The sequence below is a fragment of the Zobellia sp. OII3 genome (assembly GCF_002211465.1).
Lineage (GTDB): Bacteria > Bacteroidota > Bacteroidia > Flavobacteriales > Flavobacteriaceae > Zobellia > Zobellia galactanivorans.
The window spans coordinates 738,377-754,412 of the sequence record NZ_MWRZ01000002.1 but is presented as its reverse complement, the minus strand read 5'-3'; the positions used below and the strand labels follow the sequence as shown (position 1 = coordinate 754,412).

The 16,036-nt window shown below is 41.2% G+C and carries 13 protein-coding genes; 8 read left to right on the top strand and 5 right to left on the bottom strand.

Annotated features, from left to right (window positions below; genetic code table 11):
* Window positions 1-51: 51 nt before the first annotated feature.
* The 8 genes from ilvC (at window position 52) to B4Q04_RS10530 (ending at window position 9,627) form a co-directional block, all read left to right on the top strand.
* Complete coding sequence (ilvC, locus tag B4Q04_RS10565) at window positions 52-1,527, top strand: ketol-acid reductoisomerase (protein ID WP_013995889.1); 1,476 nt, start codon at window positions 52-54, stop codon at window positions 1,525-1,527.
* 77 nt (window positions 1,528-1,604) lie between these two features.
* Window positions 1,605-2,855, top strand: a complete 1,251-nt coding sequence (ilvA, locus tag B4Q04_RS10560) for a threonine ammonia-lyase (protein ID WP_013995888.1) — start codon at window positions 1,605-1,607, stop codon at window positions 2,853-2,855.
* 138 nt (window positions 2,856-2,993) lie between these two features.
* Window positions 2,994-4,574, top strand: coding sequence for an NADP-dependent glyceraldehyde-3-phosphate dehydrogenase (locus B4Q04_RS10555; protein WP_088696762.1), 1,581 nt, complete (start codon window positions 2,994-2,996; stop codon window positions 4,572-4,574).
* A 278-nt stretch (window positions 4,575-4,852) separates the two neighbouring features.
* Complete coding sequence (locus tag B4Q04_RS10550) at window positions 4,853-6,052, top strand: MFS transporter (protein WP_013995886.1); 1,200 nt, start codon at window positions 4,853-4,855, stop codon at window positions 6,050-6,052.
* A 295-nt stretch (window positions 6,053-6,347) separates the two neighbouring features.
* The gene (locus tag B4Q04_RS10545; RefSeq protein WP_088696761.1) at window positions 6,348-7,199 is read left to right on the top strand and encodes a helix-turn-helix domain-containing protein; all 852 of its coding nucleotides are present in this window, start codon (window positions 6,348-6,350) and stop codon (window positions 7,197-7,199) included.
* Window positions 7,200-7,434: 235 nt separating this feature from the next.
* Window positions 7,435-8,271 carry a helix-turn-helix domain-containing protein gene (locus B4Q04_RS10540; RefSeq protein WP_013995884.1) on the top strand — a complete coding sequence of 279 codons (837 nt, stop codon included), beginning with the start codon at window positions 7,435-7,437 and terminating at the stop codon, window positions 8,269-8,271.
* A 118-nt stretch (window positions 8,272-8,389) separates the two neighbouring features.
* The gene (locus B4Q04_RS10535) at window positions 8,390-8,749 is read left to right on the top strand and encodes a hypothetical protein (protein ID WP_046287640.1); all 360 of its coding nucleotides are present in this window, start codon (window positions 8,390-8,392) and stop codon (window positions 8,747-8,749) included.
* Window positions 8,750-9,051: 302 nt separating this feature from the next.
* The gene (locus B4Q04_RS10530) at window positions 9,052-9,627 is read left to right on the top strand and encodes a hypothetical protein (protein ID WP_013995882.1); all 576 of its coding nucleotides are present in this window, start codon (window positions 9,052-9,054) and stop codon (window positions 9,625-9,627) included.
* 157 nt (window positions 9,628-9,784) lie between these two features.
* Here B4Q04_RS10530 and leuB read toward each other — a convergent pair whose 3' ends face one another.
* The 5 genes from leuB to B4Q04_RS10505 all read right to left on the bottom strand — a co-directional run bounded on the left by leuB (window position 9,785) and on the right by B4Q04_RS10505 (window position 15,879).
* Complete coding sequence (gene leuB, locus B4Q04_RS10525) at window positions 9,785-10,840, bottom strand: 3-isopropylmalate dehydrogenase (protein ID WP_088696760.1); 1,056 nt, start codon at window positions 10,838-10,840, stop codon at window positions 9,785-9,787.
* Between the two features lie 211 nt (window positions 10,841-11,051).
* Window positions 11,052-12,569 (bottom strand): alpha-isopropylmalate synthase regulatory domain-containing protein, encoded by a 1,518-nt coding sequence (locus B4Q04_RS10520; protein WP_088696759.1) that lies wholly within the window; start codon window positions 12,567-12,569, stop codon window positions 11,052-11,054.
* Window positions 12,570-12,700: 131 nt separating this feature from the next.
* Window positions 12,701-13,297 carry a 3-isopropylmalate dehydratase small subunit gene (leuD, locus tag B4Q04_RS10515; protein ID WP_013995879.1) on the bottom strand — a complete coding sequence of 199 codons (597 nt, stop codon included), beginning with the start codon at window positions 13,295-13,297 and terminating at the stop codon, window positions 12,701-12,703.
* Between the two features lie 39 nt (window positions 13,298-13,336).
* Window positions 13,337-14,752: a 3-isopropylmalate dehydratase large subunit gene (leuC, locus tag B4Q04_RS10510; RefSeq protein ID WP_013995878.1), complete on the bottom strand. Its 1,416-nt coding sequence runs from the start codon at window positions 14,750-14,752 to the stop codon at window positions 13,337-13,339.
* Window positions 14,753-15,108: 356 nt separating this feature from the next.
* Window positions 15,109-15,879: a hypothetical protein gene (locus tag B4Q04_RS10505; RefSeq protein WP_088696758.1), complete on the bottom strand. Its 771-nt coding sequence runs from the start codon at window positions 15,877-15,879 to the stop codon at window positions 15,109-15,111.
* Window positions 15,880-16,036 lie beyond the last annotated feature (157 nt).

Genomic DNA, 16,036 nt, shown 5'->3' with positions numbered 1-16,036 from the left:
GTCTATGAAGTAAGATAGCTTTAGCGAGAATTTGAAAAACACGATTGAAAAATGGCAAATTACTTTAATACACTTTCTTTAAGAGATCAATTGGCCCAGTTGGGAAAATGTAGGTTTATGGAAGCTTCGGAATTCTCCGAAGGTGTATCGGCTTTAAAAGGAAAGAAAATAGTTATCGTTGGTTGTGGGGCCCAAGGTCTCAATCAAGGACTTAACATGCGTGATTCGGGTCTTGATATTTCGTACGCGCTAAGGGATGCCGCAATTAAAGAAAAAAGACAATCGTTTTTGAACGCTACGGAAAACGGTTTTACCGTTGGTACCTATGCGGAATTGATTCCTAGTGCCGATATGGTGATCAACCTTACTCCTGACAAACAACATACTGCCGTTGTTGGAGCGGTAATGCCATTGATGAAAAAGGGAGCGACTTTATCGTATTCACATGGTTTTAATATTGTGGAAGAAGGTACCCAAGTACGCGAAGACCTTACCGTTATTATGGTAGCGCCTAAGAGTCCGGGTTCTGAGGTGCGTGAAGAATATAAAAGAGGTTTTGGTGTACCTACCTTGATCGCGGTTCACCCAGAGAACGATCCTGAAGGAAAGGGCTTGGAGCAGGCCAAGGCATATGCCGCCGCCACAGGAGGCCATAGGGCAGGTGTTTTGGAATCTTCCTTTGTTGCCGAAGTAAAGTCCGATTTAATGGGTGAGCAAACTATCCTTTGTGGATTGTTGCAAACAGGTAGTATTCTTTGTTTCGACAAAATGATCGAAAAGGGAATCGATGCCGGCTATGCTTCCAAATTAATCCAATACGGATGGGAGACCATTACCGAAGGAATGAAATACGGTGGTATCACCAATATGATGGATCGTTTGTCGAATCCTGCCAAAATCAAGGCTTTTGAACTTTCTGAAGAATTGAAAGAGATTATGCGTCCGCTTTTCCAAAAGCATATGGATGATATTATGACCGGTCATTTCTCAAAAACCATGATGGAAGACTGGGCCAATGACGATAAAAATCTTTTGACTTGGCGTGCGGAAACCGGTGAAACGGCTTTTGAAAAAACTCCTGCAGGTGACGATAAAATATCTGAGCAAGAATTTTATGACAATGGAGTGTTAATGATCGCAATGGTAAGGGCCGGTGTTGAATTGGCTTATGAAAGCATGACGGAATCGGGTATTATCGGTGAGTCGGCTTACTATGAGTCATTGCACGAAACCCCGCTAATTGCAAATACCATTGCAAGAAAGAAATTGTTCGAGATGAACCGCGTTATTTCCGATACCGCTGAGTACGGTTGTTACCTGTTCGATCATGCCTGTAAGCCTCTATTGGCCGATTTTATGAAGAAAATCGATACCGACGTTATCGGTAAGGCTTATGGCGAAGGTAAAGATAACGGGGTAGACAATGCTAAACTCATAGCAGTGAACAAAGTACTTCGTGAGCATCCGGTCGAAATCGTAGGCGCTAGACTTCGTGCTTCTATGACGGCCATGAAGCCGATTGTATAATTGATAAAACGACCCTGTCCGGTTTTTTTAGTCTTCCAAACTATAGGAAGTTAAAATTCTAGACAGGGTTTTTTAATATGACGTATTTTCCTAGTATACCGGATATCAAAAAGGCGGCTGTGACCATAGCCCAAGTGGCTACGGAAACCCCGCTAATGCAAAGCATACGGCTGTCAAAGGCTTACGGTGCCAATGTCCTTCTTAAGCGGGAAGACTTGCATCGGGTGCGTTCCTATAAAATTCGTGGGGCATTCAATAAGATCAATTCGCTTTCTGAAGGGGAAAGGGCAAAGGGAATTGTGTGCGCCAGTGCGGGAAACCATGCCCAAGGCGTAGCCTTTGCTTGTAATCACCTAAAAATTCAAGGGACGGTATATATGCCTTCGGTAACACCGAAGCAAAAAATAGAGCAGACCAAAATGTTCGGCGGTGAATGGGTCACCGTTGTTCTTGAGGGCGATACTTTTGACGACTCGTCCAAAAGTGCCAGGGCATTTTGTGAAAGCAACAATAAGACCTATATCCATCCTTTTGACGACCCTAAGGTCATTGAAGGGCAGGGTACGGTAGGCTTGGAGCTCTTGGAGCAGTTTAAAGAGCCTATAGATTACATTTTTGTGGCCGTGGGCGGAGGTGGACTCGCTTCGGGTTTAATAGGCGTCTTTAAAGAACTGTCGCCTAGTACCAAAATCATAGGTGTTGAGCCAGAAGGGGCGCCATCGATGAAGACTTCCATGGAAAACAATGTGAATACGGAGCTTTCCAAAATCGATAAGTTTATTGATGGGGCTGCGGTGCAAAAAGTGGGGGATTTGACCTTTTCCATCTGTAAGGAAGGTCTTTATGATATGGTAACCGTGCCGGAAGGTAAAGTTTGCCAGACCATTCTTGATCTGTACAATAGGGATGCCATTGTAGTCGAACCTGCCGGGGCATTGACCATAGCGGCTTTGGATGGCTTTGCATCCGAAATAAAGGACAAGACCGTTGTTTGCATTCTTAGTGGAAGCAATAACGATATTACCCGAACAGCGGAGATTAAGGAAAGGGCGCTTTTATACGGCCGCCTTAAACATTATTTTATTGTGAGGTTTCCACAAAGACCCGGTGCCTTAAAGGAGTTCGTAGCAGAGATCTTAGGTCCTGATGATGATATCACCCATTTTGAATATTCAAAAAAGTCGAGTCGTGAAAACGCGCCGGCCATTGTCGGTATCGAGCTTAAAAGTCCTGACGACCTAGAACCGCTGGTACAGCGAATGAAGGCAAACAACTTTTATGGGGACTACCTGAACGACAAACCCGATTTGTTTCAGTATCTCGTGTAGAGGTTTCACGATTTTCGGTTGTTTTATGAAATTCGTGTAAGGGAGGCCTATTTTAGGTAACTTCGATTTTTTTAATTATGTACTTTTGTAAGAATTGTACTCCTTAATTTTTTAAGTTAAAGAACTAACCTTTTTAAAATGACAACTATACCTGAAGAATATCAGATTAACAAGATAATAGACCAAAGAAAATACCTGGTAAACGGAGAACTGAAAACGTGGGAAGGTAAGACCACTGAGGTCTTTTCTACCATATCTTCTACCGAAGCCTACAAACCCACATTGTTGGGAAGTATTCCCGATATGGGTGAGCCTGAAGCCCTTGATGCCCTAGATTCCGCCATGAAGGCTTTTAATAGGGGGCAAGGCGTTTGGCCGACCATGCACGTAAAAGACCGTATTGAATGTATGGAGAACTTTGTACGGCAGATGAAGACCAAACGGGAGGAAATCGTAAAATTGCTGATGTGGGAAATCGGCAAATCATTACCCGATAGCCAGAAAGAATTTGACCGTACCGTAGATTATATAAACGATACCATTGAGGAGTATAAGGATTTGGACCGTAATTCGGCCAAGTTTCAAAAACATGATGGTGTGTATGCCCATATTAAAAGGGGACCTGTAGGCGTTGTACTTTGTTTGGGGCCTTATAACTATCCGCTCAATGAAACCTTTGCATTGCTTATTCCTGCCATTATTATGGGGAATACCACTATTTTTAAGCCGGCAAAGCACGGGGTCTTATTGATTGCGCCTTTGTTGGAGGCCTTTCAGACTAGTTTCCCTAAAGGTGTAGTAAACATCCTTTTCGGAAGGGGTAGGGCCGTTGCCGCACCCATTATGCAGACCGGTAAGGTAGATGTATTGGCCTTGATAGGAAACAGTAAATCGGCAAATGCCTTGCAAGAGCAACACCCTAAAAGTAACCGTTTGCGTTTGGTTTTAGGTTTAGAGGCAAAGAATCCGGCCATTATTCTTCCCGATGCCGACCTAGATCTGACCATCGACGAGTGTATTGCCGGAACCCTGTCTTTTAATGGTCAGCGATGTACGGCCTTAAAGGTGATCTATGTACATGAGGATATCAAAGACGAGTTTTTGAAACGGTATTCAAAAAAGGTCGATGCTTTGAAATTCGGTAATCCTTGGGAAGACGGGGTGAAATTGACGCCTCTTCCAGAACCGGGAAAACCGGCCTATATTCAAGAGTTGATCGATGATGCCCTTGAAAAAGGAGCAAAAATAAAGAACAAAAAGGGAGGTCAAAAATTTGATAATTATATCTGGCCTGCCGTGCTTTATCCGGTAAGCAAGGATATGAGGGTATACCAAGAGGAACAGTTCGGACCTGTGGTACCTGTACTTTCATTCTCCGATATTGAAGAGCCCTTAAACGATATGGCGGAAAGTAATTACGGACAACAGGTGAGTTTGTTCGGAAAGGATGTATACGCACTTTCCCCCTTAATTGATTCCTTAGTTAACTTGGTGTGTAGGGTGAACTTGAACAGTTCTTGCCAACGTGGTCCCGATGTGTATCCCTTTACGGGAAGAAAAGATTCGGCCCAGGCCACTTTAAGCGTTCATGATGCTTTGCGATCCTTCTCTATTCGAACATTTGTCGCCTTTAAGGATAACGATTTAAACAATGAAACTATTCAGCAGTTATTAGAAGCCAAGCTGTCTAACTTCGTGAGTACGGATTATATTTTGTAATCTATCCCGTTAAACTACAAAAGCACAAAGGTTTCAATCGTAGCTTTGTATATCTTTCAAGGTTTCCCTTGAAACGCTAACATATGTTTGAAGTATAAGATTTTACCCCTATTTACAGGGGTATTCTTTTTTTATGGGTAATTATGAACATAAATCTGATAATCGCGCATATTTTTAATTGATTTTCTCGCCATAACTTTGCTTAAAATTTTTGTTAATTTTTAATGTAAGCTCCAAATCTTACAAATAAATTTTGTTTAATTAAAAAGGTGTGTGCTATGAAAACAAACACAGCAAATAGAAAAGCGCTAATAGCTTTAGCGATAGGAGGTTTCGGTATTGGATTGACGGAGTTTGTGATTATGGGCATTCTTCCCGATGTGGCCAAAGGATTGAATATTAGTATTCCCGAAGCGGGCCATTCCATTGCCGCTTATGCCCTTGGTGTAGTGGTCGGAGCACCATTATTGGCCAAAATAGGCTCAAAATTGAATTCCAGGACCGTTTTGTTGTTGTTGATGGGATGGTTTACCCTCTTTAACACCTTATCCGGTTTTGCCGATAGTTACGGTACGTTGTTGGTGACCCGATTCTTATCTGGTTTGCCCCATGGTGCCTTTTTTGGTATCGGCGCCGTTGTAGCGGGTAAATTGGTCAAGGCGGGCAAGTCTGCTCAAGCAATTGCCGTAATGTTCTCAGGGTTGACCATTGCAAATGTTATTGGTGTGCCAACCGGAACTTATATAGGACACCATTATGATTGGAGTTTATCTTTCTTTATGGTGGGAATTGTTGGATTTATGGCGATTTTAAGTGTGTTTTTTTGGATGCCAAAAATAGAACCAGAGCTTCCCAAAGCGCGATCAAATGAGAATAAAGGTTTAAGAAATGGCGAATTATGGGCGCTTATTGCATTAACTACTATAGGTACAGGAGGCTTTTTCGCTTGGTATAGCTATATAGCCCCTTTGGTAACCGATATTGCGGGAATGGGAGAAAACATGGTCAGTTACGCCATGATTTTGGCCGGTCTTGGTATGGTGGTCGGCAATTTCTTAGGAGCAAAAATGGCTGAGTGGTTTGTACCTTTAAAAGCAGTAGCTATAAGTTTGAGTTTTATGGTGCTTTTATTACTTATCAATGCGGTAGTAGCAACAAACCCACAGATGTTATTGATTATGACTTTCTTGATGGGGTTAGCTTCTTTTACGGTTTCGACCCCCATACAAATGGCGATAATCAACACCTCAAAAGGAAATGAAATGCTGGGATCATCAATGAACCAAAGTGCTTTTAATATGGGGAATGCATCTGGAGCCTATTTGGCCGGACTGCCAATTGCCTATGGTTATGGGGTGGTCTATTCAGGAGTCGTAGGTGCGGTACTGGCCGGTACCGGGGTGGCCATGGCTATAGGTATTCTTGTATATAGAAGGCAAAGGGCCAATAAGTACCGAAAGTTGGCGTATAATAGCTAATTAAGGTAGCACGCAAAAAAATCACATTATAAAATGAGATAAAAAAACTCCCAAGGGTATTCTTGGGAGTTTTTTTGTGGCCAATGAGGCGAGACCTTTTCGCTTTTGTATAGTAACTCTGCTTGTTTTGTGTACTTTTTTTCAGCGGCTATATATTGATTTTTTTCTTTATTAATCCTTGTGTTTATAAGCAAAGGGTAGATGGTCGATTATACCGTATTCGCTACAAACTATACAATTCATACGTTATAAATGTCTGTTTTTTACTACTTTGGTAATAATCAATTCGTTAAATATGCATACTGCATACCCTCCACCCGAAGCATTGCTCCCTTTTGTTTCTTTCTTTTATGAAATAAAATGGGAGCGAAAAGATTATGGGGAAAAGATAGAGGAATTCATACTTCCTAGTGGAATGGGCTTTATGGTGTTTCAATATTCAGGGAGCATTTATGGTCGTTCTATAGGCGGTAAAAAGCCTTTTGTCCCAAAGTGCTATACTACAGGTCAACAAATTAACGCCTACACCCTTACTTCCGATGACGAAATTGTAGCGTTAATTGGTGTAGCCTTTAAGCCGGCAGGACTCCGTAAATTGTTTGGTTTTGATATGCATACTTTGGTAGATACTCCCTTGAGTACGGAAAGCCTTCTCAATGTGAATCTCACTAAGCTTTCACATCAGCTTGAACGGACTACAGACCCACAAGAAAGAATTTCAATGGTAGAGCAATTATTGTTGGACAGAGTAGACAGGGCCAATAAAACTAGCCCTATGGTTGATTTGGGGTTAGAAATGATGTACGAATCTTATGGGTGTATTCAAGTAAGGGAAGTCTCGGACAAACTGAATGTGAGTATGCGTTATTTTCAAAAAAAATTTAAGGAGGTCGTCGGAATTCCCCCTTCGACCTTTAACCGTATCGTACGCTTTAATAATCTGTTTTCTGAAATTGATATGAATGCGCAAAACGATTATGCCAGCCTAGGTACATTGTATAATTATTATGATTTTTCACATTTTTATAAAGACTTTAAAAAGTACTGTGGCCATACACCTCGCGAGTTTCATATAGAACGATTTAAATTTATTCAAGAAGTATTTGTCAAGGATTCACTTTTTATAAAAAATGTACAAACGCTTTGATATATTTCATTTGATTATCAGTAAGTTAGTTTTATTTCTGGGTATTTAGAACGCATTTTTACATTCTTTCCTAAAACCTATTTCTTTTCTTCGTTGTCAAGTGTAAAAGACGAATGTATCATTGACGATTCCCCTGTATCACATCAATAAATGAGTTTGCAAAAGCTCTTTTGTTTTTGCGCTCTGTACGAAGGCCCTCTAGGGTTCGATGACATTCTAATTCAATTTTTGTAATATGGCTACACATGATTTTATTACTAAGGCGCCTTCCAAATTATTGGAACCTTACGTTTATTTCTATTTTCAACAAAAGATTAGTGGAGATAGGCAAAAGAATCCTCATTTGTATCGGCAGACCACCTTACCCACAGGATGCGTTTTTCTTGGGTTTAATTTTAATGGTTCATTGGTTTTTGACTACAGCGATCAAATTGGACTTATTGATTACCCCGTTTATATAGCCGGTCAACAAGACTGTATGTACGCAATGGAAATGCCTCAAGATAGCGATTTGTTTGGGGTGGTTTTAAAGCCGACGACGGCTTGTCGTTTAACGAGAATACCTATTAACGAATTACGGAATTTTGCAATTGAGGCCAATTACCACTTAGACAAAAGTTTAAAGGAGCTCCATGGTAAAATGATGGGGAGCGATATTAATAGTCGGGTTTTACTTTTTGAACAATGGCTTGGTTCCCAAGTTTTGAAACAGAGACAAGATCCGGTATTCACTGATTGGGCGGTTGAGGAAATCATCAATCGGAAAGGAATCATTCATACCAATACCTTGGCCCGAACGCTAAAAGTAAGTGAACGTCATTTACAACGTGCATTTAAGGAACGTATCGGTCTTCGGCCCCATCAATATGCCACCATTGTTAAGGTCAATCATATAGTAAACGATTTTAATCGTACCAAAGCTCCCTTGATCGATTTATTATGTCAATATGAGTATTATGACAAATCACATTTTCGCAAACAATTTCGAGCGATAACACATACAACACTTTCTTCCTACATGGGCTTTCAGAATGAGGCCGCCCAATCATTTTTAAAGCAGATTGCATTTTAGTCGGTTTTTTACCCCCATAACAGTCTTTCTTCCAAGTATTTTGGCTTCATAAAAGCTTGAGCGGAGTAAATGACCGCGCAGATAGTATATATGATTGTTTAATTTAAATATATAAGCTATGCCTATTGTATCGGATTTTATTACAGTTATTGGTAATGACCATGTATTAATCACAGATGTAGAACGAGATTTTCCTTTCGGAACAGGTGGGAGGGAAGGTAATCGTAATGCTATTATTTTTATTATGGTTAGAAATTTAAGGGAGACTCTTCCTGTTAAAATTAATGGAAAGCATATCGGTGACTTGACTGCTTATGATCCTTCTTGGGATTTTCAAGATGCTTGGTTTACACAGATCCTTACTTTTCCAGGGTCTTATTTGAAAGTGCAAGGGAATAATGAACTTGAACTGGAATCGTCTACTACGGATAATTACTTTGTTAAAAATGTGCAGTGCTTTTTTCATCAAAATGCTTAGGCCTTAGAATTTAAGGAAGACATAATTTCTTAAAACGGGGCGTAATCTCATAGAAATCATTCGGAATCAAGATGAAGGTGCTTTTGTTACATTTTTTCTTGATTCCGATTTAAAATTCTACGGTCTAAAACCTATAAGAACAAGGCAGATGGCAAATTCTACGCTTAGAAACCTTACAACGTAGCGCTGCCACTAACAAATCAAAAAGAAGAGTATGAATAAAACTTGAATGGGATGATTCAAGCCGTTTGCTAAGATTACAAATCACGAAATTAAATATGAACCTCTAAACACTATAAATTATGAAAACTACAATGAAATTTTACTTATCGATTTTTGCTCTAGGGCTATTTTTTGTTGCTTGCGATAAAAGCGATGATACTGAGGATAAAACAGATGGGGAAGATATAGAAGAAGTCACTATTGTTGAAATCTGGAAATCTACCGCTTCAATTATGGAAGAAGCCAGTGACTTTAATAATGACGGGACGAAGAATACGGATTTTAATAAAGAGGTAGAAGGTGTCCCTCAGGGAACTATTACTCTTAAGAGTGACGGCACAGGAACGGCATCTAGCTTTGGTGCTTTGTATATAATATATTCAGAAGAGGAGGATACCTACGAAACAATTTACGAGCCAGTAGAAGAATCAGAATCTGAAGTTGCAATAGTTTGGACTAAAGATGGAGATAAACGGATTTTGAAATATGATGCGGATACTGATCAGCCATACACGCAAACTGGGGTTGTTTCCGGTGAAACCCTTGAAATCTTGAATGTACTACCAATTTTTACGCATAATATCGAAGAAGATATATATCTGTTTTATGAAGAAATAAACATTGCTTGGCTTTATGGAAAAGAAGATGTTGAGTAGTTTAATATGTCAATATTGTCCTTTTAGCATTTTTTAATGTTGGCCGGATAAATAGAAAAGTGCTAAATCCTAAAGCCTCCTTTGGAAAGGATGTTCAGAGATTTAGCACTTTTAAATATTAATTGTCCCACGCTAGTTGTCGGGAAAAGGGTTCTACTTAAACGTTCTTCGCTAACCAATCGCCAACTTCGCTTGTCTTGTATGCTTTAGCATCTTCGGAAAGGTCTTCGGTTACAATACCTTCGGCTAAAGACTTGTTTACTACACGACGGATATCCTCGGCTTCTTCCTGTAGACCGAAATCTTCAAACATCATAGCTGCTGAAAGTACGGTAGCCAATGGGTTGGCAATGTCTTTTCCTGCGGCCTGTGGGTATGAACCGTGAATAGGTTCGTACAGTTTTGTTTTTTCGCCTACGGAAGCGGAAGGCATTAATCCCATAGAGCCTGAAATTACAGAGGCTTCATCGGTCAAAATATCTCCGAAAAGGTTTTCTGTGATGATAACGTCGTATCCTTTTGGCCATTGCACCAATCGCATGGCAACGGCATCAACAAATTCGTAAGAAACCTCAACCTCAGGATAGTCTTTTTCCATGGCCTGTACGGTTTCTCTCCATAAACGTGATGACTCTAAAACGTTGGCCTTGTCAACACAACAAAGGCGTTTAGAACGGTTCATGGCCATCTCAAAACCTTTTTTGGCCAAACGTTGAATTTCGGCGCGCGTGTAGGTCATGGTGTCAAAAGCCGTATTGCCATCGTCTTTTCTACCGCGCTCTCCAAAATATACACCACCGGTCAATTCACGAAGAATTATCAAATCGGTACCTTCAATGCGCTCGCGCTTTAAGGGCGACTTATCGATTAAAGAAGGGAAGGTGAAAGTCGGGCGTACATTGGCAAAAAGACCCAATTTTTGTCTCATTTTCAATAAACCTTGCTCAGGGCGAACTTTTGCGGAAGGGTCATTGTCAAATCTAGGGTGGCCTATGGCTCCAAAAAGAACGGCATCTGCACTGGCACAAACTTCATGGGTTTCATCCGGATATGGTTCTCCAACGGCGTCAATGGCCGCGGCACCTGTCAACGCAGGTTTCCAGCTGATCTCATGCTTATATTTTGCTGCGATAGCATCGCAAACTTTTACGGCTTGGTCAATAACTTCGGGGCCGATTCCATCTCCGGCCAATAGTGCAATGTCTAGTTTCATTCTTTTTTAGCTTTACGCTACACGCCAATTACTTTGTGCTGTGTATCTATTTTGGTGTGTAAGGTTAATTAAATTTTATTTATCAAATTATTTAAACTTTTTCTGGTCCTGTCAACTTTGTCCTTAAGGTCCTCAAAAAATTGTCGTTCTATATACCCCAAATCCTTCCCTGGAACCGTAAAGTATTCCAGTTCGTGGGCCGATAGCATAACTAAATGATATTGAGCATCTTTTCAGTCGCTTTGATCGCCGATACGGTTTGATCGGAATCCAGTCCCCGGGTAATCAATTCCTTACTTCCATTCTGCCAGGTGATTATGGTCTCACATAGGGCGTCTGAATTACTGCCCGGTGGAATCCTTACGGCATAGTCCGTTAGTTTCGGAAACTCCATTTTCTTTGAGGAGTAGAGTTTGCGAAGGGCGTTCATAAACGCATCGTATTGTCCGTCTCCTTGGGCATGGGCCTCTAAGAGTTCGCCATTGATTTCTAAGGAAACCGTAGTCGATGGGCGAAGCCCCTTTGAATGGGTGAGTACGTAGGATCGTATGAATACTTTCTGTTGATGGTCATCTCCCTCGCCTAAAACATCGGAAATGATATAGGGCAGATCATCTTTGGTTACCCTTTCTTTTTTATCGCCCAATTCAATGATGCGTTGGGTGACTTTTTTCAGCTCTTCATCGTTAAGGGTGAGTCCGAGTTCCTGCAAATTCTTCTGTATGTTGGCTTTTCCCGAGGTTTTGCCTAAGGCATATTTTCTTTTGCGACCAAAACGTTCGGGCAATAGGTCGTTAAAATACAAGTTCTTTTTACTATCCCCATCCGCATGTATGCCAGCGGTTTGTGTAAATACATTATCCCCTACAATAGGTTTATTCGAAGGAATTCCGACCCCGGTAAAGGCCGAAACCAATTTACTGACTTTGTAGAGCGAAGACTCGTTGACCTGAATCTGGATGTTCGGTAAAAAATCGTTGATTACGGCAATGGCACTTGCCATTGGGGCGTTACCGGCCCGTTCTCCCATACCGTTCACGGTTAGGTGAAGGCCATGGCAACCGGCTTTTACGGCTTCCATTACATTTGCGACCCCGAGGTCGTAATCGTTATGCCCGTGAAAATCAAAATGGGTATCGGGGTAACGTGTTACGATTTCTGAAATATAGGCGTAGGTTTCCGAATAGGTGAGTACGCCCAAGGTATCGGGAAGCAAGACCCGTTTAATGGGTTGCTTTGTTAAAAAATCGAGGTATTGAAAAACGTACTCCTTTGAAGAGCGCATACCGTTGCTCCAATCTTCTAAATAAACATTGGTGGAAATGCCGTTTTTTGAAGCCTGTTCTAAAGATCTTGCAATATCGGCAAAATGTTCTTCAGGCGTTTTTTTAAGTTGATAGGTAAGGTGGTTCAACGAACCTTTGGTCAAGAGATTCTGTACTTTGGCCCCGGCCGTTTTCATCCAATCTATCGATACACCGCCATCAACGAAGGTGAGCACCTCTACTTTGTCGATACAGTTCTCCTCGGAAGCCCATTGTGCGATTTGTTTGACGGCTTCGAGTTCCCCATCGGAAACCCGTGCCGAGGCAACTTCGATACGGTCAACTTTTAATTCTTCTAAAAGTAGTTTGGCCAGGGTCAGTTTCTCGGAAACGGAAAAGGATACACCAGAGGTTTGCTCGCCGTCTCGCAGCGTAGTATCCATAATTTCCAGTTTTCTTTTCATTTGCTCTAGGGTTTCTTTAGAACTGTATTAGGGTGATTTTCTAGCGATTGATGTAAAGGAAAAAACAACCTGCCGAAACGCTGATGGTCCGGCAGATTGCGTTAATCTTTTAGGAGGTCTGCAACAGAAGCCTATAATGGTCTGTCTGCGGCAAACTCCTTGATTTCGTCCTGAATGTTCAAAAGGTAGTCGATGTCGTCAAAACCGTTTAACATATTCGCTTTTTTATAGGCGTTGATGTCAAAGCTTTCCGATTCCCCTGTGCTTTCAATGGTAATGGTCTGCTCGGGAAGGCTCACCTCAAAAGAGGCCTTAGGGTCGGCTTCGATGGCCTTAAAGATTTTGTCTAAAAATTCGGCACTTACCTGTACGGGAAGAACACCGATGTTCAAACAGTTGTTTCTGAAAATATCGGCAAAGAAACTTGATACTACACAACGGAATCCGTAATCGTAAACGGCCCAAGCGGCGTGCTCACGGGAAGAACCTGATCCGAAGTTTTTGCCACCGACCAAAATACGGCCGCTATAGGTTGGGTTGTTCAGTACAAAGTCTTTCTTTTCGGTACCGTCGCTGTTATAGCGCCAATCCCTAAAAAGGTTGTCGCCGAAACCCTTGCGTTCGGTAGCTTTTAAGAATCTAGCAGGTATGATCTGGTCGGTATCCACATTCTCTATGGGAAGTGGTACGGCCGATGATTTTAATATATTGAATTTATCGTATGCCATAATTTCAAATTGTAATTCTGAATTAAAAGTAAATTAGGGTTAGGCGGTTTCAAGTTCCATTAAGTCCCTTGGGTCGGTAACCTTTCCTGTAACGGCAGCTGCAGCGGCAACTAAGGGACTGGCCAATAAAGTCCTTGAACCTGGGCCTTGTCTTCCTTCAAAGTTTCTATTTGATGTACTCACCGCATACTTTCCGGCAGGTACCTTGTCGTCGTTCATGGCCAAGCAAGCCGAACACCCAGGCTCGCGAAGTTCAAAACCGGCTTCGTTTAAAATGGCCAATAGGCCTTCGTCTTTAATGGCTTTTTCTACCCTATGTGAACCGGGAACCAACCAAGCGGTAACATTAGGGGCTTTTTGACGGCCTTTTACCAAGGAGGTGAACAATCTGAAATCTTCAATTCTTCCGTTCGTACAGCTTCCCAAGAAAACAAAATCGATAGGTTTGCCCATCATGCTGTCTCCTTCACTGAAGTTCATGTACTGTAAGGACTTTTTGTAAGTGGCAACACCACCTTCAACAGCTTCCGCTTGCGGAATACCGTGTGTAATTCCGATGCCCATACCAGGGTTGGTACCATAGGTGATCATCGGTTCTATGTCGGCAGCGTTGAAAGTGATCTCTTTATCAAATTCTGCGCCTTCTTCGGTAGGAAGGGATTTCCAATAGGCCATAGCCTTGTCCCATGCCTCACCGGTCGGTGTAAATTCTCTTCCTTTTACGTATTCGAATGTTTTTTCGTCAGGGGCGATCATTCCTCCACGGGCACCCATTTCAATACTAAGGTTACAGACCGTCATTCGGCCTTCCATGGTCATATCCCTGAAAACTTGTCCGGCATACTCCACAAAATAGCCTGTGGCACCTGATGTAGTCAATTGTGAAATGATATACAAGGCCACATCTTTAGGGGTAACCCCTTTGTTAAGGCTGCCCTCAACATTGATCCGCATACTCTTTGGCTTGGTCTGCATAATACACTGCGTAGCCAAAACCATTTCTACTTCCGAGGTGCCGATACCAAAGGCGATGGCTCCGAAAGCCCCGTGAGTGGAGGTGTGTGAATCACCACAAACGATGGTGGCGCCAGGTTGGGTGATGCCGTATTCCGGTCCCACAACGTGAACAATACCGTTTTTTTCATGCCCAAGGCCCCAATATGAAATACCAAACTCATTGGAGTTCTCCTCTAACATGCGCAACTGATTGGCGGAAAGTGGGTCTTCAACAGGTAGGTGTTGGTTGATGGTAGGGGTGTTATGGTCGGCCGTAGCAAACGTTTTTTCAGGATGCAGCACCTTGATGCCCCTATTTTTTATACCTAAAAAAGCAACGGGACTCGTTACTTCGTGCACCATGTGGCGGTCTATAAACAATACGTCGGGTCCGTTTTCAATGTGTTGTACCACATGCGAATCCCAAACTTTATCGAATAATGTTTTTTTTGTATTCATCTCATTTAAATTCTAAGCTCACAAATCTAACGAATGTGGGCGTTGTTAAGAAATTATTGTGGTTGAAAATTACGATGTTCAACCTTAAGATCTGGATTGTTGTCAAGTAATTTGTAAGGCTTATTTATCGAACAATATGGTCCATAATATTAAACAATGGGCTAGTGTAAGACTACTTTAATGCTGTTTGGGAGGATTGTTATTTTCATCAGAATAAGCGATTGCCTAATGAGTGCGCCTGAATTATTGTTCACACATAAAACCTCAAATGAAATAGTATTGTCATCAATAATTTAGAAATAAAAAAAGGAGACGTATGTAAAAAAGCGGTTTTATAAAACATGTAACTCAGATTATTATTGATAATAAAAAGTATAAGTGTTTATAGCTCCATCTTGGTCCGTTTGGCTTTCCTTGCTTGGATAAATATCGTTGTTGTACATGAATGTAGAAGAGTATGAATAAACATCAAGGTCGTTGAGTTTAAAAGAATATGCGGTTACATTATTTTCGCCAGAAAATAAGTATTCAAAACCTTTCATATTGTCCTTTATACCATGGGTCACACTTTTTTTGTTATCGTATGAATAGGATAAGACTCTGGTCTGTGGGGTTTCGATAGTAGTTTCGGTTAGCTTTAGAATGTTGAAACTACCCGCTTCCAAATCATAAATGCCTTTCGCTTGCAGTGAGTTTTGAGCGTTTAAGTCTCCCCCATATCGCTCAAAAGTTACCGTTGTCTCGTCGGGATAAGAAAAGACAATTCGCTCACCGACAGATTTTGTATAGTACAATTTTGTCTCTTCTGTAAGTTTGCCTTCGTTATTATATGTGAAAAAACGTTCGTCAATCGCTCCCGAAGGAAGAGCGGTGTATTTTATTTTTGTAATGAAGCCATCTTTATAGGTATATTCTTCATTGCCATTTAATGACCTTACTTCTGATAATTCATTGTCGTTCCCGTAGTAATAATTTTTCGAAAAGGAAATGTTGTTAGAATATACAACATCGATCTGTTCGATTAAATGATCACCGTTAAGGGGTAGACTTAGTTTGTCATCTGCTTCATCCTTTTCGTCACAGGCCAACATCAAAACAAGCAGGGAGAATACAAAAAGCTTTTTCATTTATTATCTAGGTTAGATTAATGGTTAAATGTAATTTAATTTATAAATACGCATAAGAAAATAGGGTCATAATTCTCAATTTTTCGTTTCGATGTATTAGTAGGGTAGCTTCGGCAATCGTTGAAAGAAGTGAAAATAAGTGGTCGCTGATGAAATA